General features: G+C 58.7%; 23 protein-coding genes. 13 read left to right on the top strand and 10 right to left on the bottom strand.

What is annotated here, in order from left to right; translation table 11 throughout:
- The 5 genes from GBM95_RS06340 to GBM95_RS06365 all read right to left on the bottom strand — a co-directional run.
- A partial coding sequence (locus tag GBM95_RS06340; RefSeq protein ID WP_152158328.1) for an RNA-guided endonuclease InsQ/TnpB family protein occupies window positions 1–793 on the bottom strand: 793 nt, incomplete at its 3' end.
- A gap of 808 nt (window positions 794–1601) precedes the next feature.
- The gene (locus GBM95_RS06350; protein WP_152158330.1) at window positions 1602–2360 is read right to left on the bottom strand and encodes an ABC transporter permease; all 759 of its coding nucleotides are present in this window, start codon (window positions 2358–2360) and stop codon (window positions 1602–1604) included.
- 4 nt (window positions 2361–2364) lie between these two features.
- On the bottom strand, window positions 2365–3267 hold the full coding sequence (locus GBM95_RS06355) for an ABC transporter ATP-binding protein (protein ID WP_152158331.1): 903 nt from the start codon (window positions 3265–3267) through the stop codon (window positions 2365–2367).
- Between the two features lie 57 nt (window positions 3268–3324).
- Window positions 3325–3843, bottom strand: coding sequence for a flavodoxin family protein (locus tag GBM95_RS06360; protein ID WP_152158332.1), 519 nt, complete (start codon window positions 3841–3843; stop codon window positions 3325–3327).
- An 88-nt stretch (window positions 3844–3931) separates the two neighbouring features.
- Window positions 3932–4396 carry a metal-dependent transcriptional regulator gene (locus tag GBM95_RS06365; RefSeq protein WP_152158333.1) on the bottom strand — a complete coding sequence of 155 codons (465 nt, stop codon included), beginning with the start codon at window positions 4394–4396 and terminating at the stop codon, window positions 3932–3934.
- A gap of 327 nt (window positions 4397–4723) precedes the next feature.
- Between GBM95_RS06365 and hutW the strand changes: the two genes are divergently transcribed.
- From hutW to GBM95_RS06415, 11 genes are all read left to right on the top strand, one after another.
- A complete protein-coding gene (gene hutW / locus GBM95_RS06370) occupies window positions 4724–6418 on the top strand; it encodes a heme anaerobic degradation radical SAM methyltransferase ChuW/HutW (RefSeq protein WP_152158334.1) in 1695 nt (564 codons plus the stop codon).
- A gap of 61 nt (window positions 6419–6479) precedes the next feature.
- On the top strand, window positions 6480–6611 hold the full coding sequence (locus GBM95_RS12975) for a hypothetical protein (RefSeq protein ID WP_264298079.1): 132 nt from the start codon (window positions 6480–6482) through the stop codon (window positions 6609–6611).
- Between the two features lie 26 nt (window positions 6612–6637).
- Entirely contained in the window at window positions 6638–8566 is a 1929-nt protein-coding gene (locus GBM95_RS06375; protein ID WP_193222604.1) for a TonB-dependent receptor, read from the top strand.
- A 107-nt stretch (window positions 8567–8673) separates the two neighbouring features.
- Window positions 8674–9216, top strand: coding sequence for a hypothetical protein (locus GBM95_RS06380; protein ID WP_152158336.1), 543 nt, complete (start codon window positions 8674–8676; stop codon window positions 9214–9216).
- Window positions 9197–9979 (top strand): energy-coupling factor transporter transmembrane component T, encoded by a 783-nt coding sequence (locus GBM95_RS06385; protein ID WP_152158337.1) that lies wholly within the window; start codon window positions 9197–9199, stop codon window positions 9977–9979. The genes GBM95_RS06380 and GBM95_RS06385 overlap by 20 nt, the downstream gene beginning before the upstream one ends.
- A 16-nt stretch (window positions 9980–9995) precedes the next feature.
- Window positions 9996–11519, top strand: a complete 1524-nt coding sequence (locus tag GBM95_RS06390; protein WP_152158338.1) for an ABC transporter ATP-binding protein — start codon at window positions 9996–9998, stop codon at window positions 11517–11519.
- Window positions 11520–11589: 70 nt separating this feature from the next.
- The gene (gene hutX / locus GBM95_RS06395) at window positions 11590–12123 is read left to right on the top strand and encodes a heme utilization cystosolic carrier protein HutX (RefSeq protein WP_152158339.1); all 534 of its coding nucleotides are present in this window, start codon (window positions 11590–11592) and stop codon (window positions 12121–12123) included.
- A 22-nt stretch (window positions 12124–12145) separates the two neighbouring features.
- Entirely contained in the window at window positions 12146–12649 is a 504-nt protein-coding gene (locus tag GBM95_RS06400) for a flavodoxin family protein (protein ID WP_152158340.1), read from the top strand.
- A gap of 67 nt (window positions 12650–12716) precedes the next feature.
- Window positions 12717–13370 (top strand): MotA/TolQ/ExbB proton channel family protein, encoded by a 654-nt coding sequence (locus GBM95_RS06405; RefSeq protein ID WP_139688819.1) that lies wholly within the window; start codon window positions 12717–12719, stop codon window positions 13368–13370.
- Window positions 13371–13382: 12 nt separating this feature from the next.
- A complete protein-coding gene (locus GBM95_RS06410) occupies window positions 13383–13820 on the top strand; it encodes an ExbD/TolR family protein (RefSeq protein WP_152158341.1) in 438 nt (145 codons plus the stop codon).
- Entirely contained in the window at window positions 13807–14715 is a 909-nt protein-coding gene (locus tag GBM95_RS06415; RefSeq protein WP_152158342.1) for an energy transducer TonB, read from the top strand. Before GBM95_RS06410 ends, GBM95_RS06415 begins: the two co-directional genes overlap by 14 nt.
- 94 nt (window positions 14716–14809) lie before the next feature.
- On the opposite strand, the gene GBM95_RS06420 is transcribed toward GBM95_RS06415, so the two are convergent.
- The 5 genes from GBM95_RS06420 to ispF form a co-directional block, all read right to left on the bottom strand.
- Window positions 14810–15562: a MipA/OmpV family protein gene (locus tag GBM95_RS06420; protein WP_193222605.1), complete on the bottom strand. Its 753-nt coding sequence runs from the start codon at window positions 15560–15562 to the stop codon at window positions 14810–14812.
- Window positions 15563–15905: 343 nt separating this feature from the next.
- The gene (locus GBM95_RS06425; RefSeq protein WP_152158344.1) at window positions 15906–17252 is read right to left on the bottom strand and encodes a radical SAM protein; all 1347 of its coding nucleotides are present in this window, start codon (window positions 17250–17252) and stop codon (window positions 15906–15908) included.
- 129 nt (window positions 17253–17381) lie between these two features.
- Window positions 17382–18182: a serine O-acetyltransferase gene (cysE, locus tag GBM95_RS06430; protein ID WP_193222606.1), complete on the bottom strand. Its 801-nt coding sequence runs from the start codon at window positions 18180–18182 to the stop codon at window positions 17382–17384.
- Between the two features lie 57 nt (window positions 18183–18239).
- Complete coding sequence (locus GBM95_RS06435; RefSeq protein ID WP_152158345.1) at window positions 18240–19070, bottom strand: RNA methyltransferase; 831 nt, start codon at window positions 19068–19070, stop codon at window positions 18240–18242.
- A 145-nt stretch (window positions 19071–19215) separates the two neighbouring features.
- Window positions 19216–20412: a 2-C-methyl-D-erythritol 2,4-cyclodiphosphate synthase gene (ispF, locus tag GBM95_RS12980; protein WP_152158346.1), complete on the bottom strand. Its 1197-nt coding sequence runs from the start codon at window positions 20410–20412 to the stop codon at window positions 19216–19218.
- 156 nt (window positions 20413–20568) lie between these two features.
- Between ispF and GBM95_RS06445 the strand changes: the two genes are divergently transcribed.
- Window positions 20569–21057, top strand: coding sequence for a TIGR00645 family protein (locus GBM95_RS06445; protein WP_152158347.1), 489 nt, complete (start codon window positions 20569–20571; stop codon window positions 21055–21057).
- Between the two features lie 399 nt (window positions 21058–21456).
- Window positions 21457–22809 carry an OmpP1/FadL family transporter gene (locus GBM95_RS06450; protein WP_152158348.1) on the top strand — a complete coding sequence of 451 codons (1353 nt, stop codon included), beginning with the start codon at window positions 21457–21459 and terminating at the stop codon, window positions 22807–22809.
- The last annotated feature ends 302 nt before the right edge of the window (window positions 22810–23111 follow it).

Below are 23111 nucleotides of genomic sequence, written 5' to 3' on the forward strand. Positions count from 1 at the left end.
CTTGGCTTTCGTTCACGAGTCGCGAAGAGACCTTGTGAAGGTTGTCGTTGCGGGCATTCGCCACGCGCTTATGCGCGCGTGCGAGCCTGCGGCGCGCCTTCTCGCGCCGGCGGCTGCCCTTCTTTGTTCTTGAAAACTGCCGGCTTCTGCGGCGAAGCGCCTTGCGGGCGCGCTTCAGATGCCTCGGGTTGGGTTCCTTACGGCCGTTCGATACCGTAAGAAGATCCTTGATGCCGACATCAATGCCGATGACCTGATCCTCATAGATCTCCTTGAGAGGCTCCTTTTCAGCAAGGCCATCCTCCCAGAGGACGGCAGCGTAGTAGTCGCCGGCGGAATCGGCTTCAAGCGTGATGCTTTTCACCTTGCCGACGATCTCGCGGTGGATCCTAGCCTTGATCGGCTCCATCTTCGGCACGCGCACGTAGTTAGGACCGACGGAGACGTTGGTGCAGTGATAGCTTGACTGCGGCCCTCTGCGGGATTTGTAGTGTGGGAAGCCCGCTCTGCCCTCAAAGAAAGCGCGGTAGCTCTTGTTAAGATTTCGGACCGATTCCTGAAGCGCCATCGAATCGTATTCCCTGAGCCATGCGTACTTCTTCGACTTCTTGGCTCTGACGATGAGCGGCTTGATCTCGTGGATGAGGTTGAGCGATACGCCCCGCGTGCGGTAGTAATGCTTCTTGAGGAACAGCGCCATGTTCCAGCACTTGCGGACAGCACCCCACTGCGCCCAGAGAAACGTCTCCTGAGCGGCAGTTGGATAGATGCGGAATTTCGCAGCGCGGAGCATGTGGCAGTTAGAATAAGATTCAACATTGGATCATAAAATGATATTATATCAAGAGTTAAATTGAAGTCAATGATGAATTCAATGTTCCAGTTTCGCATTACGGCAAAACTACATGTACCTTTGCATTTCACGACGAAATATCGCCGAAAAAGATGACTGCAGAGGCGCTGGAAAGCGTGCCGGCAGCAATCAGGATTGCGGCCGGAGATTTAGGCTGCAGCCTTCCGAAGTCGAATGATGAGGCGGATCTTGTGCGCCTGCTCGTGAGTTATTGCATCAATGAGATGAAATAGCACACTGCTGTAGATGCAGTCGTTCCGGACGGTATGCGAGGAATATCGGGAACCCTTGAAGGCGGCGGAGCCGGGCTCTTCTGGTCGCGCAGTTACTTCGCTTGTTCAGTAGGCGGCGCTTCCCTGGAGGTTCTTTTAAAAAACATTGAGAATCAGACAAACGAATAGCCGCCATTCCTCCCCGCCCCTTCCGGGGCGAGGGCTCCTGGCGGATTTTGCTGATGAAGAAGAAGAGATACTTCAGGGACGTTTCTGAAAACGCGCGGTTGCAAAGCGTCGTCTTGCCGATGCGTCGGCGGCCGGTCAATACCAGCATTCGGCTGCAGTCGCCGGCAGCCTGCTCCGACAATTTCGACAGGACTTCAAACTCGCGCCTGCGTTCATAGAAGGGAAAAGGCATGTGTTCGATGAGTTCCCCAAAAAATTATGGCCGTAAGCTTATGCTTGTAAGCTTACAGCCATAATTAAATTTTATCCAAAAATAACAATCGCCTAATTGAATTCGACCTTCATGGTCAATTGCGGATCTTCCAGCCTTTCGTGAGGAGTATCACCGCCAGCGCCATTGCCGCGAGCGCCGTGACGCCGACAATCACAAGGCTCCCCCAGGGATTGATGTCGCCGGTGCCGAAAAAGCCCGACCGGAAGCCGTCGACGAGATAGAAGAAGGGATTGAGTTTGCTAGCCGCCTGCCACACGGGCGGGAGCGACTCGACGGAATAGAAGACGCCCGAGAGGAAGGTGAGCGGCATCACCACGAAATTCATCACCGCTCCCATCTGGTCGTACTTTTCCGCCCAGAGCGCGGTAATGAGGCCGAGCGAGGCCATGATCATGGAGCCGAAGAACGCAAAGGAAAGAATGAGGAGCGGCTCCTTCACCGGCGGCGCCGCCCAGAGCGCGCAGAAGAGATAAAGCCCCGCGCCCGCGAGCATCGAACGCACGAAGCTCGCGCAGATGTAGGCGGCGGCAACGGCCGGTCCCGGAATGGAAGGAAGCAGGATGAAGACGAGGTTTCCGGAGATCTTCGACTGAATGAAGGAGCTCGCCGTATTGGAGAAGGCATTCTGGAGCACCGTCATCATGATGAGGCCCGGAATGATGAAGGCCGTGTAGGAGACGCCTTCATAAACCGGAAGGTGCTTTGAGAGCGCCTCGCCGAAAACGACGAGATAGAGCCCGCCCGTGAGCACGGGAGCCAGAATGGTGTGAAGCCACACCTTCATGAAGCGGACGACTTCCTTGAGAAACAAGGTACGAAACGGTATCCACATTTGATCAGGCTCCCGTGAGCGCAAGGAACACATCCTCGAGATCGGGCTGCCCGACCGTGAGGTTTTCAATTCGAACGCCGGCGGCGCGAAGCGCCTCGAGCTTTGCGAGGGCATCATCGGCGTCGGCAAGCCTCAGAGCAATGTCCGAGCCATGCCGCCGCATGAGGTCGCCTTCGAGCGACTTTGGGAGTTCCCCCTCAACGATCCTGCAGCGAAGCACCCGTCCGTCAAAGCGCGAAAGGAGCGCTTCCGTGCGGTCGAGGGCCGCCACCTCGCCCTTCTTCATGATGGCGATCCGCCCGCAGAGGGACTGCGCTTCGGCGAGGTAGTGCGTGGTGAGAATGATCGTCCGGCCTTCCCCATGAAGGCGCCCGATGAAGTCCCAGAGGTGCTCGCGAAGCTCAACGTCGACGCCCGCCGTCGGCTCGTCGAGCACGATGACGGGAGGCTTGTGTACGAGCGCCTGGGCGACGAGGACGCGCCGCTTCATGCCGCCCGAGAGAACCCGCATGGAGGCGTCTGCTTTGTCCGAAAGCCCGAGGTTCGAGAGGATCTCGTCGATCCAGTCGTCGTTATGGCGGATGCCCCAGTATCCCGACTGAAAGCGAAGGGTTTCGCGCACGGTAAGGAACGGGTCGAACGTGATTTCCTGCGGCACGATGCCGAGCGACAGGGACGCGGCACGGCGGTTTTCGCGCACGTCCATGCCTCTCACGAAGATCCTTCCGCCCGTCGGCGTCGCGAGCCCCGCAAGGCACGTGATCAGCGTGGTCTTCCCGGCGCCGTTGGGTCCGAGAAGACCGAAGAATTCGCCTTCCTCGACATCAAAGCTCACGCCCCGGAGCGCCTGCGTTCCGGAAGCGTAGCGTTTCTGAACGGCATCAAACCGCACGGCAGGGACGCTCACTTTGGGGTTCCTTTCCTTTGTGGAGTATCGGAAAACTGAATCTGACGGTTCAGATCATTAGAAATTGACGCCGAAGACGCTGCGGAAGATTTCCGCACCCTTCGCGAGATCCAGACGGTCGGGGTGCGTTTCGCTTTCGCGGCGCTTTTCCGCACGCTCCGGACTCACGACGCCGCCCATGAGCTTCGTCATTTTTTCAAACTGCGCGGGATCGATGCGGCCGCGGCAGATGAAGGTCTGCGCGAGCGTATTGTTCTTTCCTGCAGCGACCAGGCCTTCGGCCGTGCGCTTCATCCAGGCCTGGGAGTCCGGATCGTTCACGTCGCTTCCCATCGTGGCGAAGCACCCGATGGTCTTTCCTTCAAAGCGCGGGGCAATGGCGCGCATGTCGGCGGGCGCCTCTTCGAGGTCGCGCCAGTAGCCGAGAAGAACGGGATTGAAGGGCGTGAGATCATCGGGCAGTTCGGACGGCTTCACGAGAAGCGCTCCGGGGAGCGCGTCCGCGATCGCGTGGCCGAGGATCATGGTGTTGCCCGTACGGGAACTGATGACGATAAGGGGTCTTGTTTTCTGCATTTTTCGTCTGCGCCGGACTTTCTGATCGTCCGGTGCGTTACAGGAAAGCTTTTGGGGGAAATGAAATTGTCGGAGGAAAACGGGCTCGTCAGGCGCTCTCTGGGACCGGCGCGCCGGCGCTCTGCTCCTCATGGGCCTTTGCGACCTCAAGCAGCCGCTCGGCAATGGCATCCGAGATCACGTGTTCGAGTTCGCAGGCAATTTTCTCCGACATGGCCTCATCGAGCTCAAGCACCGTGCGGCTGAAGTGCTTCACCGCCAGATAGCGGCGGACGATTTCCGCAGCAACGGCGCGGCCTTTTTCGGTAAGGCGGATCGGACTATAGGGCTCGTACGAGATGAACCCTTCCGCTCTCAGTTCGCGGAAGGTGAGCGCAACGGTCGAGCGCGTCACGCCGAGCTGCTCGGTAATCCGGCAGGCGCGCGCATGACCCTTTTCCTTTTCCTCAAGATAGATGTACTTGAGGTAGTTCTGACGCGTGGGCGTCGTCGGGGAGTCTTTTTCGGAAGCCCTGGCAGAACGGCCCCGCACTTTCTGAATCTCATCCGACATGAGTTCCTATCTCCGGGTTTTTACTCTCTTTTTCGATTCTGCCCGAAGACAGAGCGCTCCGCCGCGCATTGTCGCTCATTGACAATGAGTGACGGATGAAACAATGTTTGACATTTCTAACATTATACTGATATATTCGCGCCGTTGAGAAGCATTCTCATTTTTATTTCGATTACGCTTCTCAGAAAGATTTACTTTTCGCTTTGAGACGCCTCCACCCCAAGGGTTTCCAGAAGCGAACCACCCCGCGAGCGGTCAGTCATGATGAATCATCCTTCCGGTGCATCCGCCAAGGCGCCCTCCACCTTCGAGGCTGGAGCGCGAGAAATGAATGAAGCGGTGAAATCCCGTGCACCCGAAGCCTTCTTCGCGAACGCCGAAGATCCCCTTCACAATGCCTTCAAGGCGAAGGCTGCCATTCACTCGGGACCCGGCGGAATGCCTCTTCTCGGCGAAGACGCGAGAAAGCGTCTCCTTGAACTTGCCGACACCCCCCGCACCGCGAAGTCCCTGGCTTACATCCACGTGCCTTTCTGCGAAACGCGGTGCCTTTACTGCATGTTCTATCAGAACCCCTTCAAGGAAGAAGCGGTCCATGAATATGCGAAGAAGCTCGTGCGCGAAATCGAGATGTGGTCGGACAAGGCCTCTCAGAACGCTTATCCCGTCCATGCCGTCTACTTCGGCGGCGGCACGCCGACCGCGTTCTCGCCCGACGACCTCCGGCTCGTTCTCGGCGCCCTGAAGAAATACCTCCCGCTCGCGAACGACTGCGAAATCACGCTCGAAGGCCGCATCCACAATTTCGGCGACGCCAAGATGGAAGCAGCGCTTGAAGGGGGCGTCAACCGCTTCTCGCTGGGCGTCCAGACCTTCAACAGCAAGGTCCGTCAGTCCGTGCAGCGCGTCGACGACCGCGAAACGATTCTGAAGCGCCTCGACAAGCTCTGCTCCTACGACAACGCCGCGGTCGTCCTCGACCTGATCTACGGCTTCCCCGGCCAGACGATGGAAGTCTGGAACGACGACCTTAAAACTGCGGCAAGCCTTCCGCTTGACGGCATCGACTGCTATCAGCTCAATGTCTTTGAAAAGTCTCCGCTCGCGCGCTACATCGCGAACGGGGAGCTCCCCGCTGCCGCCGATCAGGCGCAGAAGGCAGACATGTTCGCGCGCTCCGTCGAATACCTCACGGGAGAGAACTGGCGCCGGCTTTCCAACAACCACTGGGCGAACAACACCCGCGAGCGAAACATCTACAACGCTCTGGGGAAGAGCGCCTGCGACTGCCTCGCCTTCGGCTGCGGCGCGGGCGGGCGCCTCTTCGGCAACGCCTTCATGATGGAAAGAAAGCTCGCCGACTACTACGCGATCCTCGAAAAGGGCGAGAAGCCCGCGGCCTTCCTGATGGCGCCGAAACCCAACTGGCACCTCCTGCGCACCATTTCGGCCGACATGGAATCGGGCTCGATCAGCCTCGCGAAGATCAGCCGCGCCTTCGGCAATGTCGACCTAGAAGGCATGGCCGCTCCGATCCTGAAGCAGTGGACTGAAGCGGGCCTCCTTGTCAAGAAGGGCGAATGGTACTACCAGACCGTGGCCGGTCAGTACTGGCACGTCACGCTCGCACAGCTCCTCATGAACTGGCTCGAACCCATGCTCCCGGGCGCAAAGCCCGTCGGCATGCCGATGGACATGGGCTCTCCCGAAGCCATGAAGCACATGGGAGCGGGAGCCGGTCCGGTCACGCTCGAGTCGCTCGCCGCCATGATCTCCCGCATTCCCTCGGGCGTGCGCGACATGGCCCGCATGATGCCCCGCCCGATGCTCATTTCCGCGCTCAAAGACATGCCGCAGGAAAAGCTCGACCACATGGGAACGGGCGTGAAGCGCGAAGACGTTCTCCGCATTCTTGAGGACCTGAAGCCCGCAGAAGTCGACGCTCTTCTCAAGGATCCCATGGGATTTGCCAAGACGAGGGCCCAGGCCAAGCATCCCGGAGCTCCCGCGCATCTGGCGTGACGCCCCATACCAAACACCCCAAAAGAAAAACCAAGAAAACTTCTACCACCCGATATCAATCATGAAAGCTCAGAAACTTTGCATGCTCGCGAGCGCTTTTTCCGCGGCAATTCTTTCCATGGGTACAGCTCAGGCTGCTGATGTCACGACGGAAGACGTCAAGGTGACGCCGGCCGTGTCGAACAGGAACTGATGGACGTGAATATGTCTGTGGGCGTTATGACTGAAGATGAAATTGCTCAGTCAAGCGCCAAGACAATCGCCGACATGCTCGATGACATTCCGGGCGTTGAGGTACAAAACGACGGCAGCCAGGGCCTCAAGCGCATCAGCATTCGAGGAATGGGCACGTTCCGTACTGTCCTCATGATTGACGGTCAGCGCATTACCGAACATAAGTCCATGTCCGGCACTCCGATTCTGATTGATCCTTCGGCTGTTGAGCGTATTGAAGTCATCAAGGGACCGGCCTCCGTGCTTTACGGTTCCGATGCCATCGGTGGTGCGATCAACATCATCACCAAAAAACATGCTGAACGCCCGTTGCAGGGTGAAGCTGCCGTTGGTCTCGATACCTCCGGCAGCGGCAAGACCGCGTCCGGCAGCATTTACGGTACTGCTTCCGGCTGGACTTACCGCCTCAATGCGTCCGTGGAAAACTACGGCGATCTCGAAACGCCCATTGGGAAGGCTGAAAATACCGACTTTTCCAGTCGTTCTGGCAGTCTTTTCCTAGCCTACGATGTCAACGAAAACATCCGCATTGGCGGAACCCTGGATACTTATGACCTCGATACCAATTCAGGCATTCAGGTTAATCGGGATACTTACGATGACTTCTATGTGAAAGTCCCGGAATGGAGACGTTCTAAAGGAGCTCTCTTTTACGAACAAAAGAATGTGAGCGACTATCTGGCTCGCGTCCGCGTCGACGTTTTCCATCAGAAAACTCATAAGGAAATGGAAAATCGCGTCTATCTCTCGCCGATGCCCACTATGAAAATGCATATGGACAATGCCGCTGACAACGATTTGAAGCAAAGCGGAGTCAGCATTCAGACCGATTGGACGCTCGGAGAACACTACATCATCGCCGGGTACGACTTCTCTTATGATGATTTGGACGCCACATCTGACTATCAGAATTTAGTCAAGACCAACAAAATGCCCTTTTTTGCTGGCGATCAATCCCTTGGTCACTATGACGCCAGTCAGACTCAGCATGCGCTTTACGTCTCAGCTGAATCTCCTATTGGCGATACGGTGAAGGTCAACTACGGCGTGCGATACAACTGGGTTAAGGGCGACGCGGACAACCTGACCTACACATATACCGTTGCTAACGGTCAAACCTACGGCGGTCCCACAACATCCTCGAGCCACAATAGTTCTTCTGATGGGAAGGCCGTCTTCAACCTCGGCACTATCTGGTATCCGGTTGATAATCTGGCGCTGAGAGCCTCCTGGGCACAGGGTTATCGCTTCCCCATCATGCAGGAACTTTATATCGACACTGCTATGGGCGGCTCGCTCACTTATGCGAATCCTCAGCTGAAGCCTGAAACGTCTGACAACTTCGAAATTGGCGCCCGCTGGAATGCAGATCATATTCTGCTCGACGCTGCACTCTTTTATAGCAAAACCAAAGACTTCATCTCGACAGTCACTGTTGGTGAGGACATCAGCAGATATGAAAACATTTCAGACTCCACATCTTATGGTCTGGAAGCATCCGTTTCCCTGCGAGATCTGCCTTTGAATTTTGAGCCCTATACAGACTTCACGTTCATGCGCAGGAAGAATGAACAGGACGGCGGCATTTCAACCTACGACTCCGGCATTTCGGAAATCACGGCTCGTTATGGCGTGCGTTGGTCAGGAAATCACGATGGTCTCGGTCTTCATGCTGATGCTTATGCGGTCTCCCGCTCTGGTTCTGATGAAGTGAATCTCACAACCGGAAAACTCGCGCAGCATATCGGCGGCTCAACCACTTACAACCTGACTGCAGGCGTGAGTTTTGGTCCTCAGAAGGACTATTCGCTCAACGTTGGTCTTTACAACATCACGGACAAGCTCTACACGAAGTCCGGCTCCACATATGAAGCCGGCCGCTACTTCACTGTGAAGCTCAACGCCCGCTTCTAACCAGACACTCATGTCCTGTTGAGTGTTGATCACAGTCCCTGCGGTTTTCCCGGCTGCAGGGACTGCGGTCGCCTCTCCCCTTTCGAAACCTCTGTGGGTGCCTCACGATGAATCCCCCCATCAAACGCTACTGGGAAGCGCGCGAGCTCGTCCTCATCGGCGTTTTTGCCGCTGCGGCAAAGCTCTCGAGCCTCCTCATCGCCCTTGCGGGCGGCGGCATGAATCCCATCGGACTCGTCGCGAAGAATCTGGTCTACACGACCCTGATGATCGTTCTCCTCACAAAGGTTCCGAAATGGGGGACGCTTCTTCTCTTCACGGTCATCTCCATGATCGTGAGCGTCTGTCTTCTGGGCGGAAGCCTCACGCTTCTCCCTGCGGCGCTCGTCGCCGCGCTCATCGGCGAAGCCGCCGTCTGGATTACGGGCGGTGCGGGCAAGCGCTGGGCTCCCTGGGTCGCGGTCGGCATGTACGACCTCATGAGCAAGGGACTGTCGCTCGGCGTTTCCTACCTCTTCATGCGTGAGAGTCCGGCACTCATCACGATCATCATCCCGATCGTCGCCTGCGGCTACCTCGGATCCCTCTTCGGCCTCTGGTTCGGCTGGAAAACTGTTGGAGAACTCAAGCATGCGGGCTTTGTTCGCTAAAGGCGCCGACTCGAGCGTGCTCAAATTCCTCGACGCAAGGACGAAGCTTGCCGTCACGCTCGCGGTCGCCATTCTCACCGTCGCCTGCTCGGGCGTCATCTCGCAGATCGTCATCTTCGCCTCGAGCCTCATCTATGCGCTTTATCTCAAGCGCCCGGGGCTCCTCGCCGTTCTCTACGGCCTCATGGCCGTCATGATGGCGATTGCCGCGCTTTTCGGGCTCCTCCTTGAAGAGTGGCTCCCCGCCATGGGCGGCATCACGCTTCGCGCGCTCTTTGTTCCATTCATGCGCGGCCTTTCGATGATGAATGTCGTCATGGTGCTTGCGATGACGACGCGCGTTGAGGACCTCCTCGCCACGCTCGAGCGCATCCGCCTTCCCTTCTGCATCTTTTTGCCGACAGCGGTGATGCTCCGCTTCATTCCGACCTTCACGAACGACATCCGTCAGGTCTGGGAGACGCTTCGGATCCGCGGCTGGCCCGTGGGTCCCGTGATGATGACCTGCCGGCCGCTTCTCTGCGCGCGCCTCATCCTCGCTCCCATTCTCTTCAGGGCGCTCAAGTCGTCCGAAACCCTCGGAGTTGCTTCAGAGCTCAAGGGCCTCGGCACGACGAAGCGCACGATGCGCACCGACGGCCGCACGATGAAGACGATCGATGCGCGGGTGCTCTCTTTCCTCTTCGTCTTTACCGTCCTCACGGTCCTCGCGGAAATCTTCCTCCGCCACATCTGGGCCGCCAAGATCACCATGATGCATTAACCCGGAGACGCATTCGATGCCGATGATTGAATTCAAAAACGTCTCCTACGTCTACGCCAACACCAGTGAAGAGGCCGTGAGAAATATTTCGCTCACGGTGCACGCGGGCGAACTTAAGGTCGTCACCGGCGCCTCCGGGTGCGGGAAGACCACCCTCATGCGGCTCGCGAACGGCCTCTGCCCGCAGATCTACGGCGGAAAGGTTGTGGGCTCCGTGCGCGTCGCCGGCTGCGACGTTTCGGAAACGCCCGTGGCGGAGCTCGCCGAACACGTGGGCACGCTTTTCCAGGATCCCGAAGAACAGTTCTTTGCGCTCAACGTCGGCGACGAAATCGCCTTTGCATTGAGAAGCCGCGGCGTTGCTCCCGAAACCATTGAAGAGCGCGTTCTCGCCGCCGCCGACCGGCTCGGCATCACGGACCTTCTCAAGCAGGACATTCACGAACTCTCCGAAGGCCAGAAGCAGAAAGTTGGGCTCGCGAGCATTCTCGCGCTCGGCCCCCGCGTTCTCATCTTCGACGAGCCGAGCGCCAACCTTGATCCTGAAGCGACGGAGTCGCTGGCCGTCACGATGGGAGAGCTCAAGAAGGAAGGCGCCGCCATTCTGGTGGTCGACCACAGGCTCTATTGGCTCAGAGACGTCGCAGACGAAGTGACCGTGATGTCTAAGGGCCGGATTGAAGCCTCGGGCTCCTGGGAAATGCTCCGGAACGACGCCCTGCGCGCCCGCTGGGGCCTGAGAAAAGCCGACGTCGCCGATCCGCGCGAGACTCTTGCCCCGATCAATGTGGTCTTTGAGAGACCGGTTCCTCTTGACGAGGCGGAAAAGAGCGTCTTCTCCGCCAACCGCATGTCCTTCGCCTATACGCCCGAGAAGCCCGTCTTCACGGACGCGTCCTTTGCCGTCCCGGCAGGCGTCACCGCGCTCATTGGGAGCAACGGCACGGGGAAAACCACGCTCGCGCGCATTCTCACGGGCCTCAACAAGGCCGAAGGGTCCTTTGCCGTCTGCAGCAGCCCCGTAGGCGAAGGCGGCCTCATGCCGCATTCGGGGCTTGTGCTCCAGAACGCCGACCATCAGCTTCAGATGCGCACCGTCCGCGAGGAGGTAATCTGCGCGATGGAAGCGGGCATTGCTGCGATGAACGCGAGGAAGAGCTTCTGGCATCGATTCGCCCGCGTGAAGTTGAACGCGAGTCAGGTCCGGCGCGCCGAGGAGATTCTGAAGAGCCTCAACCTCACGCACCTTGCCGGCCGCCACCCGCAGAGCCTTTCGGGCGGCGAAAAGCAGCGCGTCGTCATCGCCTGCGCGCTCGTGAAGAACCCTGCCATTCTGATTCTCGACGAACCGACCTCAGGGCTTGACGGCGCCAACATGGCCTGCATCGCGAAGCTCCTCAGGGATGAAGCCGCCCGCGGCCGCGCGGTCTTTCTCATTACGCACGACCTTGAACTCCTCGGCATCTGCGACAGGGCGCTGAGGATGAGGGATCTTCAGCCATCCCCGGCCTCTTCTACCGAACCCCGAAACACCCATTGACAGCTGCGGGGCTTCAATTTCCGGAGCCCTGCGCAACCATCCTCCCTGATCCAAAAGGACGCAAACGAACATGACCATCGAACGCATCACCCCCACGGAAGCCGAAGCCGCAACCATCAACGAACTCATGAACGCGAAGTTCCCGGTTACGGTCTCGTCCATTGCCGGGAAGCTCGGCATGACGGAGATCGAAGCCGCGCGCCGTCTCCCCGCCGACCGCGTCTCCTTTGTGACGGGCGACATGAACGAGCGCTTCGACGACCTCTGGGCGGCCCTTGCCGCCTGGGAAAAGGCGACGCTCTTCATCACCCACGAGGGCCACGTCTTTGAAATCGCGGCGAAGCTCTCGACTGGCAAGCGCGCCATGGGCTACTACAACATCCTCGCGAAGGACGCCGTCGTGGGCGGGCACCTCGCCTACGAAAAGATCAAGGCCGCCGCCTTCGTCACGATGCCATTCATGGGCCGCGAATCGCTCTCCGTCCTCTTCTTCGACGCCGAAGGGCGCGTGAGCTTCTCCGTCTACGCGGGCCGCGAAAACCACCGGATCATCGAATCGGTGAAGACCGCGTTCTTTGCCGACCGCGAAAAGTTCTGCGCCTGATTTTCTTGAGGGAATAAAAGAAATGACCAAGCCCCTTCTGATTGTGAGCTCCAAAACCGGCAACACGCGGATCATCGCTCATGCCGTTGCGGACAGCCTCCCGGACGCGCTCCTCACCACCGCCGAAAAGCTCCCTGAGGACCTCTCCGGCTTCAATCCCGTCGGCCTCTTCTTCTGGTGCGACCGCGGCATGGCCCCGGAAGACACGAAGGCTGTCGCCCCGAAGCTCGCCGGCAAAAAAATCGCCTGCTTCGCCACGATGGGCGGCGACCCGAAGGCCGAGCGCGCGCTCGAATGGATGAAGAAGACCTCGGAAGCACTCGTCGCGGCCGCTCCGGGCGCAGAGCTTGCCGGCACCTTCCTCTGCCAGGGACGCATTGATCCGGAACTCTTCGCGCACATGTCGGCCATGATGGGAGGCGAAGTCTCTCCCGAACGCGAGGCGAGAAGAAAAGCGGCCGAACATCATCCGGACCGCCTCGACGCCCTCAACGCCGCCGCGGCCTGGCAGCAATTCTTCAACTGATCATCTCCTCGATGCCCTTTTCCCTTAAGCGGGAAAAGGGCGCAAGCAGAAGAAGGGGAAAATAAACATGGAACTCTCCGCAGACAGACTCGCCTACATCTACTCGATGATCGGCCCGGCCGGCGTGGCGCTTGTCTTTGTGGCCCTCTTTGCCGTCTACCTTGCCGTCTGGCAGCTGATTTACATGACGGCCGTCTGGCGCAACTTCCGCCGCGACTTTCTCGACCTTGAACGCGGCAACGAACGGTGCCTCAGGTTCGTGGATCCGAACAAGGCCAACCCGCTCATCCGCATCATCTACGAAATCGTCACCACGCACGGCGAGCACTCGGACGACATCCGCGCTGAAGTGGGCTACCTCTTCCACCGGAACTTCAAGCGCGTCACGAACGGCCTCTGCTGGCTCAAGCTCATTTCCGTCGTTTCCCCGCTTCTCGGCCTTCTCGGCACCGTCTGGGGCATGGTCGACGTCTTTCAGAGCATGAGCGACGTCACGCACGCCAACGCCCAGATTCTCGCGTCGGGCATCTGGTCCGCGCTCATCACCACCATCATGGGGCTCTCGGTCGCGATCCCGACCCTCATGTGCTACTACTACCTGATGCTCAAATTCAGGGGCTTTCACATTGAAGCGATCGAGCACAGCTACCGCGCGCTCGAAGTGATGAGAAAGATCCGTGCGAAGCGCGCCAAGGGCGCCGACGAAAATTCCGGTCTCTAAGAGGAGCGCGCCATGAATTCGAGCTTCTTCGACTTTGACGAGGAGCCCCAGATCGATCTCACTCCTCTGATCGACTGCCTCTTCATGCTCATCATCTTCTTCGTCCTCACGATGAGCTTCTCGCGTCCGGCACTGGAGATCATCCTTCCGGAAGCGAAGAACGCGGAGTCGAGCCACGAGAGAAATGAAATTCTCCTCTCCGTCAAGGCGGACGGGACCTATGCGGTCAATACCGACCCGGTGACGCTCGACGAACTCTCCCTCAGGCTCGATGCGGATCCCGACAAGCTCCTCAACATCTACATGGATGAAAAAGCGCCCTTCGCCGCCTTCGTGAAGGTGCTCGACCTCGCCAAGGTGAAGCGCGCCGGGCGCTTCGTCATCAGCACGCGCGATCCGGGTTCCGCCCCGGCTCAGCCCTCTGAAGAGAACGGCGATGGCGAGCGGTGAGTCCCATTTCGCCACCCGGGCGGCGCGCATTTCCGTCATTGCCGCGGCAGTGGCGGCCGTGCTTGCAGCGGGCCTTGATGTGGTCGAGAAGGTGATCGCGGTGCCGAGCCTTCCCGAGGGGATTCTGCGCGAGCGCGTGACCGTCACGGAATTCCGGCGCATTGAGGATCCTCAGGTGAAGCCGAAGGTTGAGGAGCCGCTCATCGAACATACAGCCGACGAAAGCGCCTTCGAAGTGGACGCGAAGCCCGAACCGCCTCCAGAACCGGAGCCGGAACCTGAGCCCGAGCCGGAACCCGAACCCGAGCCGGTCGTTGAGCCTCCGCCTCCCCCGCCGGAACCTGAACCAGAGCCGGAGCCTGAACCCGAGCCCGAACCGCCGCCTCCTCCTCCGCCGCCCCCTGAACCAGAACCTCCTCCGCCTCCGAAGCCGAAGCCAGTTCCCAAACCGGCTCCAAAGCCCGCTCCCAAACCCGTGAAGCCGACACCGAAGCCCGTGGTGGAAAAGCCTGCTCCCGCTGAAGAAGCGCCTTCTGAAGCTTCAGCGGGCACGAACGGCATCGCCGCATCAGGCGGCGCCGGAGGCGTCTCGAACGCGGGCGGCAACGCCGCTTTGGGCGACGAATCCGCGGCGCTTGCCCTCATCGTGCGCGAAATCGAAGCGCATAAGCGCTATCCGAGGCGCGCGAGGCAGACGGGCATTGAAGGCCGCGTTGTTCTTTCCGTCGATATCGACGCAAACGGCGTGGTGCGCTCGGTTGCCGTGGGCGAAAAGCACAATTCGGTGCTCCTCAACCGTGCGGCACTCCAGGCGGCCGACGGCCTGGTCGGCATGAAGCTTCCGCTCTCGAAAGCCATGACAGTGTCCGTCCCGGTAGTCTTCACGCTCAAATAGTCTTCCCAGCCTCTGCGCAAAAGCGCTCCCCGGAACGCAATCCGGAGAGCGCTTTTTGCTGCTTTGAACCCTTGCGGGCAGGCGTCAATGGACGTCAATCAAAGCGATACATGATGCCGGCGCCGACCGTCCAGTTGACAGCGCTGCTCTCGGTCATGGGGCTGTCCTTCACATCGTCGGAAAGACGCATCGCGCCGAGCGTGCCGAACGCCACCCAGTGCTCGTCGATCGCGTAGGAGGTCTTCACGCCCGCCGTATAGGCAAGGCCGCCCTCGGGATGGTATTCGTCGAGGCCGCTCCTCGCAGCTTCGTTCCTCGAAATCCCGAAGTAGTAGTCGTTGAACTTGTCGTTCGCCCAGAGGACGCCGACGGAAGGCGTCACGACGAGCTTAGAGAAGCGAAAGTCGTAGGAATAGTCCGCACCCACCAGAACGCCGTCCGATTCGCCGAGAAGATCCGCCTTGACGCCGGCAGAGATCTTGCCGAAGCTGCCGGCCCACTGGTAGGAAAGCATGCCCGCGAGGCTCGTCTTGCGGTCGTCGAGCTTTTTGACGGCAGCGTTGTCGGAGCGGTCCGTTTTGAAGTACATCGGCATCCAGCTCACGCCGAGCCGAAGGCTGTGGCCGCCCTCTTTGAAGAGATACGCGCCGCCCTCGATGCCGTTCACGTAGAAGCGTTCGCCCTCGTACTGAACAACCGGAAGCGGATACCACTGGGGATCCGCGTCCTTATAGACGGGGAAATTAACGAATGTCGCGGCGCCGAGCGAAAAGCTTCCCGCAGCGACCGCACCCGCGGCGGCTGCGAGCATCAGCGCAACGGTCCCTGAAACAAGAGTCTTCTTCATTCTTCTTCTGGTCTCACAAAGCGCCCTGGAGCGCATTGAAAATCTTTGATTTTTATTCATTCGCCTTCAACAAAGGCGGACCGCAATTATATCGAGCGCAGGATTCTGTGAACAGTTGTTCACTTCGCGAAATGCAAGCAAATGTATCCCTCTGCTTTTGCCCGGAAGAATCAATGAAGGCGCTTGCCCGATGCCGCTAGCGAAGTTCGGCTTTGGAAAGAGAAGCGCAGCGGACGCGAAAAAAAAGGCATTGCAGCCAGAGATGCCTCTGTTGCCGCAATGCCCTTAGCTCTGAAAAGCATGCTTCGGGAAAAACTTTTTCTCCGTGCCGGAGAAGCTCAGGTCAGCTCGCCGCAGCGAGCGACGCCTCGGCCGAGCGCCAGTCGCTTTCGGCCATGAGGGGAACCGTTGGGAACTGCCGGACGGAAGAAACGTAGGGGAGCTCCACGAGCTCGGACGTCATGTTCTCCACATAGCTTCTGACCGCGCCCGCGAGACGGAACTGATGGAAGGAGCCCGCTTCCGTGAGGCGGATCCAGTCGCCCCTGCCGCTGACGAGGCCGGCGGCGCGCCAGTAGGGTTTGGGGAGCGTCACTTCCCGCACAGCCCGGCGGCCCGAATAGACGGCGCCCAGCCACTTGTCGAGCTCGGGTTCAATCAGGTATTCGCGTCCGAAGAGACGTCCTCGCGCGCCCGACCCGAAAACGAGCCGGTCGGCGTCGCCCATGGCAAGCGACCGGTAGAGGCTCCGTTCGCGTTCGGAGCGTCCCCAGCCGAGCGCCGAGCGCACCTCCCATCCTTCGCCGGGCAGGAGCTCAAAGGCGAGTGCATGCTCGGATGCAAGGAGTTCATCCGAAGCCGCGCGGAAGGTTTTCTCGGCTTCGGCCGGGAATTCGGGCTCGCCTGCCGCACGAAGCGTGAGGCCGTCAAGATTCATTGAGGAAGCGGTCCTGAGGTCGCTCTCCCAGACTTCAAGCGACTGTCCGGGCAAACCGTAATTGAGTTCAATCGCGACGCTCGCTTCGTCGTAGGAAAGAAGACGCTCAAGCGTCTTCACGACCGCATGGGCATCCTCCACGCGTCCTGCCGCGCGGCGCACTGCAGTGTTGAAGGATCGCACGGGAAGAAGGAAGCGCGTGACGCCGCCCGCAAGCGCGGCTTCCATCTTTTCCTCGGTAAAGTGATGCACGCGGGCATCGAATTCGATTTCGCAGTCGTTCGCGAGCGGAAGAATCCTTCTCGCGTTGGAAAGAATGCGCAGAATGTCCACGGGCTCAAGCGCCGTGGGATTGCCGCCCCCGATGCGAAGCGCCTGAATGGGAGTTCCCGACTGCGCATGCTCGCCGCTCCAGAGGCGCATTTCGCGCACGACAGCATCCGCATAGCGGCTGCTCTCGAGCTCGCGGTAGTCGTTCTGCCAGCAGCCGCACCCTTCGCAGCGCGTTTCGCAGAAGGGCACATGGATTTCCGCAACCGCCTTTCCGCGGCGCGTACGATCAAGAAGATTCTCAATCTCTTCGTCGGCCGCAGCCCCCGTCAATACTTCAGCCGGAATGACTTCGGAAGACGAGCCCTCAGCGGCATTCGCAAATGCCGTTCTGCGGGGATCGGACGAAGGCGATGCGCGCCAGTCAAAGGACGCGTTATCGGACGTGGGGCGGGCGAGCGGATGAGAGACGACTTCAGACATGGCGGGAGTGGGAAAAATCTTAATCGCAAATGAGAATAATTCTCTTTTATGCAAGATTATCACTCCCCGCGCGCCGGCGCACCTCTTTTGGCCCGGCGGTCCCGATGAACGCTATCGGGAAATCCCGGATTACTGCGAGATCTTGCCGTCCTCGCTCTTATGGCTTCGCGCCGATGCCCAGAGCTTCGAGCGGTCAAAGTCCGCCACTTCGTCGACGGGCTTGCCTCCCAGGGCCTTCACTTCGCCCGAAAGCCTGCGGATTTCCGCGCTCTGCGCCTCAACCACACGCACGAGCTCGAGGATTGAAACAGCGTACGGATCCTTATCGCCCGCGCTCACGCCGTAGGCATGGAATTCCTGTTCCTTAGGCTTCTCTTCCGCGGCCTTCTCCTCGCATCCCGGCTTCTTTGCAGTCTTCGGGCACGTGGCGCGGCCCGGCACGCCCACAACGACGGCACCCGCGGGAACGGGCTTCACGACGACGGCGTTCGAACCGATCTGAGCGCCGGCACCAACGGTGAAGGAGCCGAGGACCTTTGCGCCCGCGCCTACCACGACGCCTTCTTCCAGCGTCGGATGTCGCTTCGCTCCCTTGGTGAGGGACGTTCCGCCCAGCGTCACACCGTGGTAGATCGTGCAGTCGTCGCCCACTTCCGCCGTCTCGCCGATCACGACGCCCATGCCGTGGTCGATGAAGACGCGGCGGCCGATCTTGGCGCCCGGATGAATTTCAATGCCGGTAAGGAAGCGCCCGACGTGGGACACCCAGCGGGCGAAGCTCTCCCATCCCTGAAGCAGACACCAGTGCGCCGCACGATGGATCACCACCGCATGAAACCCCGGATAGGAAAAGATGATTTCAAGCGTGCTGTGCGCAGCCGGATCCTTTTCCCGGATGGTTTCAATAAGTTCCCTAGCGTCACTGATAATCGACATTGAATTGGCCTTGAGTTGAATGAAATCGTTTGCTTCTAAAAAATCTTCGCGTCAGTCGGAGGATTCGGGCTTGCGTGCGGACTGAGCCTTTGTTTTGCTCCCGATCCGCTCCTTCTTCGGCTGAATGATGGCGGCGCAGATTCCGCGAAGGAGCGCGAGTTCGTTCTTAGACAACCCCGAGCGGCTGAAGATCCTGCGCGTCATGTCCATCAGATGCCTGGGGTTGGCGGGATCATGGTAGCCGCAGGCTTCCATCGCCTTTTCCCAGTGCCCGTAGAAGCCCTCGATCGACTCGCTCGACGCGGGCTCATCGTTTTCGAAGCGCCCCTGCCAGTCGTAGAGCTCGCCTTCCTTTCCGTCCGCAGCAAGGAGCGCCATCTGCATTTCGTAGGCGGCAATCTGCACGGCCTGAGAAAGATTGAGGCTCGGGCTCTGGGGATCAGCGGGAATAGCCGCACACCCCTGGCAGAGCATGATTTCTTCGTTGGTCATGCCGCTTCGCTCGGTGCCGAAAACGAAGGCAAGGTCGCCGTCCATCTGCTCGAGCCAGGCGGTCGCCTTCCCTGCGGCTTCCCGCATGGGCGAGAGCTTCGGACCGTATTCGCGGTCGTAGCCCGTGAGCGCCCAGGCAAAGGTGACGCCTTCAAGAGCGTCGGCGAGCGTCTCATGCATGCGCGACGCTTCGAGCACGTCAATGGAGCTCGTCGCATACGCCACCGCTTCCGGGTGCGTGCGGTAGCCGGGCTCGCGGGGCGCAACGACCCTCAGGTCGCGAAACCCCATGGTCTTGATGGCCCGGGCGGCCGAACCGATGTTGCCCGGATGGGCGGGTTCACAGAGGACGAATCGAACGCGTCGGGTAAGCTCGGGCGTCTGCTGCATTTCGAAGGGTGAAAAGAAGAAATCAGAAGAGATCCGGCAGAAAAGAATTCATTGTTTTCTGCCGAACCTTGCAAAAGAAGCTGAAGGGCTCATTTTAGGATGCCTTCAGTGAAATAGGTGTAAACCCTTGGGGGATTAATCGATTTCAGCCCTGGGGAGACTTCATGAGGAGTGCAACGGCATAGGAAGCCATGCCTTCCTCGCGCCCGACCGCATCCATCTTTTCGTTGGTCTTGGCCTTGACGCTCACGCGTTCAATATCGATTCCGAGGGTTCTCGCGACGCTCTCGCGGATCGCCTTCATGTGGGGACCGATCTTCGGGCGCTCGGCAACGATGGTGGAATCGATATTGACGAGGGTCCAGCCTTCCGCACGCACGAGCTCCATCACTGCCGCGAGGAGCTTGGCGCTCTCCGCACCCTTCCACTTGGGGTCCGAGGGCGGAAAGTGCGTTCCGATGTCGCCTAGGGCTGCTGCGCCCAGCACCGCATCCGTAATGGCATGAAGGAGCACGTCCGCATCGGAATGGCCGTCAAGGCCCTTTTCAAAGGGAATCGTGATTCCGCCCAGAACCAGGGGACGGCCCTCGACCAGGCGGTGCGAGTCGTATCCCTGACCCACGCGGATATTGGGAATCGTCATGTTTTTCTCTCCAAGAATGAGGCCGGCGACGATTTCATCCCCGGGCTGCGTGACCTTGATGTTGGCTGAGCGGCAGGAAACGGCCTTGACGGGAAGCCCCAGACGCTCAACGGCGCTCGCTTCATCGGTAACGCCTTCCGTGCTTCTCTGAAGCGCTTTCATCAGCGTTCTCGCGCGAAAGAGCTGCGGCGTGGCCGCCCGCCAGAGGTTCTCCCTCGGCACGGTTTCAAGGATCCTGCGGCGAGAGTCGGTGCGCTTCACGGTATCGGCCATCGGAACGGCGAGGATTCCGCCTTCGACGCTCGAGTCGCCTAAGACCTCGTCGAGGAGGTGATTGACTTCCGAAGGCCTCACGCAGGGACGCGCCGCATCATGCACCAGCACCCAGGCGTCGCCCGGAAGGTTCGCCGCCATAAGCCCCCCCAATACCGTGTCGGCTCTTTCACGGCCGCCTGCCCGAAGAACCTTCACGCGGGGGCCGAATGCTTTTGCCGTTTCATTGATCCAGGCATCCTCCTGACTCACCACCACGCAGATGGCGTCAATGCGGGAAACGCGCTCGAGCGCGCGGACCGTCTGAAGAAGCATGGGTTCTCCCGCAATATCCATGTACTGCTTCGGGATCCCTGCTCCCATGCGGCGTCCGACGCCTGCCGCGGGAATCAGCGCCGCAATGCGGGCTTTCTTGTCGTCTGGCATTCCTTATGTCCCTCTTTGAAGAGTCCGGAGGTGAGGCTCCAAGTCTAACGGGCAAACAGAGAAGCGAATTTTCACGTTTCCTTTACGCCTGGCCTCCGCCGAAAGTATTAAGCTCTCCTTCCCTTTTCGGACCCCAACAAAAAACAAACACGCACCATGGAAAAAACCGTCGAACGCATGATGTACGCCGCGCGCTGGCTCCTTGCTCCGATCTACATCGGTCTTTCATTAGCGCTCCTCGCTCTGACGATCAAATTTTTCCAGGAAGTCGTTCACGTGCTCCCGCATGTGCTCGACCTCTCCGAGAACGACCTGATCCTCGCCATTCTTTCCTTCATCGATATGGGCCTCGTGGGCGGCCTCCTCGTGATGGTGATGTTCTCGGGCTATGAGAACTACGTTTCCTCAATCGACATCGAGAAGGACGCGGAGCGCCTCTCCTGGCTCGGGAAGCTTGACACGGGCTCGCTCAAAAACAAGGTGGCTGCGGCGATCGTCGCCATTTCTTCGATTCACCTCCTCAGAATCTTCATGGGCATTCAGGAGATTGCGAACGACAAGCTCGTCTGGTACGTGATCATTCACCTGACATTCGTTCTTTCAGCACTCGTGATGGCCTTCATCGACCGCTTCTCGCGCCACTGACCCTGAACAACGATCTTGAAATTCAGGAAAAACGGCCTGCGCTTTGGAATAGAAGCGTCAGGCCGTTTTTCTTGGGTTGTCGCAATTGAGCGTCAACTGCCGAAAACTATTTCGGATTAGCCCATGCGCGCCGGCAATTCCGGATGACTATTACCGCCAAACCGAATAACCAAATCATCATTTTTATTGTTTAACATAGAGTTAAAGATAAAAATCCCTGCTCCTGCAAGGTCATCCGTTCGCATGAAGACAAGCGCTCGCATCCGGGTATACACCTAATTTCTGCTTTCCCACAGCGTGTTTTCGACGCGCAAAATGCGTTTCCAAACATATATCGCGGGCGCGAGAGCGTCCGCTGAACGCGTTTCCTCAATGAAAACCAGATCGCAGGAGATACTCGTGATCCGCACGAACCTCAAGATTGCGGCGACGGCTCTCGCCGTGGCTTCCGCCTTCGCCTCGACGGCCTATGCCGCCGGCTTCCAGCTTACTGAACAGTCCGCTCTCGCCCTCGGCCGCGCCTACGCCGGCGTCGGCGTCGACGGCACGGACGTTTCGGGCATGTACTACAACCCGGCCACGATGACTCTTCATCCGGGCACGCAGGTTCAGCTGGGCGCTGTGGGCGTTGGCCTCAATCTTGAGTATGTCGGTCATGACGGCAACTACAAAGAAAATGGCCGTGCTACCGAAGAAGTGCTTCCGCACGGCTACATCTCGCACCAGATCAACGACACGACCTGGGTGGGTCTTGCTCTGACGATTCCGTACGGCCTCGCCACGGAATATGACTCCAATTGGAAGCATCAGGAACTCGGCACGGATGCCAAGATTACCGTGATCAACTTCAACCCGAATTTCGCCTGGAAGGCTACGGATACGCTTTCCTTCGGCGCTGGCATTGCGTTGCAGTATGTGGATGCGAAGTTTGGAGTTGGTGCAGACCTCGGCACGCTAAGTAATAACCAATATCAAGGTCGGATTCACAACGAATACTCTGCCGATGGATTCACGTGGGGCTTCAATGTCGGCATGATGTGGGCTCCCACCGACAACCTCCGTTTTGGCGTTTCTTATCGTTCAGAAACGAAGCACAAGACCAATGGAACATTAAAAACCAGTTCCAACGGTATGGTTGGAATGGCAGGAGGTCATGCTTTTTCTCTTGATTCCATGCTCTCGGGTTCCCGCGACGCCTCTGTGACGGTTTCTGGTCCCGCCTGGGCGATGTTCAACGCTGCTTGGGACGTGAATGATTACCTGAGTCTTTATGCCACATTCCGTTGGGCGGATTGGTCCAGCTTTAAGTCATTGGAAACTGAAATCGACAACTTCGATGTCCAAGGACTTAGTAGCTATAACCCCCTTCTGGGTGGCGTTCTTACGCAGATGTCAAACATCGAAAACGATTGGGTTGACACCTACCTCTACTCTCTCGGATACGACTTCCGTGTGAATTCTTTCTGGACGCTCCGTGGCGGCGTTGCTTACGAGACCTCTGCCATTGGTGATCCGAAGAAGCGTACAGCTCTGATTCCTGATGCTGACCGCTGGTGGTTTGCTATCGGCTCTTCATTCCACTGGACGAAGGATTTCCAGACGGATATCGGCTTCGCACATCTCCACGGCGTACACGAACGCTCTCTGTACGATCATAGGCCGGCAGAGCTGGGCGGCACTGGTGAGCAAGTTGGTAAATTCCGTCATCTTGACGCCTACCTCCTCGGCGTTCAGATGCAGTACCGCTTCTAAGCCGGTCTTCGGATGAGATTGACGCTCGTTTGAGTTCAAACCCGCATGAGATCATTCTTGTGCGGGTTTTATTTAAATTTGTATTATTTATAATAATATTATTTATATACCGCACTATTTGTACAATGTGAATTAAAAGTGCACCAGAGATCGAGATTCCGCACGCAGTCCGACCGGAAGTCCTTCCTGAGGCGATCGACGATGCATTATTAACAAAGGTATTTAATAGTTGACGGATGGTGCTGTGTGGCGCTTGGGGTCAGGCCGCCTGTGCATAGAGGGTACTCTCATTCGTAAAACAG

Source organism: Sutterella seckii, from assembly GCF_009183815.1.
GTDB lineage: Bacteria > Pseudomonadota > Gammaproteobacteria > Burkholderiales > Burkholderiaceae_F > Sutterella > Sutterella seckii.

Coding starts and splice junctions, on each gene's coding strand:
- GBM95_RS06350 (WP_152158330.1), bottom strand. CDS start 2,360: ATGTGGATACCGTTTCGTACCTTGTTTCTCAAGGAAGTCGTCCGCTTC.
- GBM95_RS06360 (WP_152158332.1), bottom strand. CDS start 3,843: ATGCAGAAAACAAGACCCCTTATCGTCATCAGTTCCCGTACGGGCAAC.
- GBM95_RS06365 (WP_152158333.1), bottom strand. CDS start 4,396: ATGTCGGATGAGATTCAGAAAGTGCGGGGCCGTTCTGCCAGGGCTTCC.
- hutW (WP_152158334.1), top strand. CDS start 4,724: ATGAATGAAGCGGTGAAATCCCGTGCACCCGAAGCCTTCTTCGCGAAC.
- GBM95_RS12975 (WP_264298079.1), top strand. CDS start 6,480: ATGAAAGCTCAGAAACTTTGCATGCTCGCGAGCGCTTTTTCCGCGGCA.
- GBM95_RS06375 (WP_193222604.1), top strand. CDS start 6,638: ATGACTGAAGATGAAATTGCTCAGTCAAGCGCCAAGACAATCGCCGAC.
- GBM95_RS06380 (WP_152158336.1), top strand. CDS start 8,674: ATGAATCCCCCCATCAAACGCTACTGGGAAGCGCGCGAGCTCGTCCTC.
- GBM95_RS06385 (WP_152158337.1), top strand. CDS start 9,197: ATGCGGGCTTTGTTCGCTAAAGGCGCCGACTCGAGCGTGCTCAAATTC.
- GBM95_RS06390 (WP_152158338.1), top strand. CDS start 9,996: ATGCCGATGATTGAATTCAAAAACGTCTCCTACGTCTACGCCAACACC.
- hutX (WP_152158339.1), top strand. CDS start 11,590: ATGACCATCGAACGCATCACCCCCACGGAAGCCGAAGCCGCAACCATC.
- GBM95_RS06400 (WP_152158340.1), top strand. CDS start 12,146: ATGACCAAGCCCCTTCTGATTGTGAGCTCCAAAACCGGCAACACGCGG.
- GBM95_RS06405 (WP_139688819.1), top strand. CDS start 12,717: ATGGAACTCTCCGCAGACAGACTCGCCTACATCTACTCGATGATCGGC.
- GBM95_RS06410 (WP_152158341.1), top strand. CDS start 13,383: ATGAATTCGAGCTTCTTCGACTTTGACGAGGAGCCCCAGATCGATCTC.
- GBM95_RS06415 (WP_152158342.1), top strand. CDS start 13,807: ATGGCGAGCGGTGAGTCCCATTTCGCCACCCGGGCGGCGCGCATTTCC.
- GBM95_RS06420 (WP_193222605.1), bottom strand. CDS start 15,562: ATGAAGAAGACTCTTGTTTCAGGGACCGTTGCGCTGATGCTCGCAGCC.
- GBM95_RS06425 (WP_152158344.1), bottom strand. CDS start 17,252: ATGTCTGAAGTCGTCTCTCATCCGCTCGCCCGCCCCACGTCCGATAAC.
- GBM95_RS06435 (WP_152158345.1), bottom strand. CDS start 19,070: ATGCAGCAGACGCCCGAGCTTACCCGACGCGTTCGATTCGTCCTCTGT.
- ispF (WP_152158346.1), bottom strand. CDS start 20,412: ATGCCAGACGACAAGAAAGCCCGCATTGCGGCGCTGATTCCCGCGGCA.
- GBM95_RS06445 (WP_152158347.1), top strand. CDS start 20,569: ATGGAAAAAACCGTCGAACGCATGATGTACGCCGCGCGCTGGCTCCTT.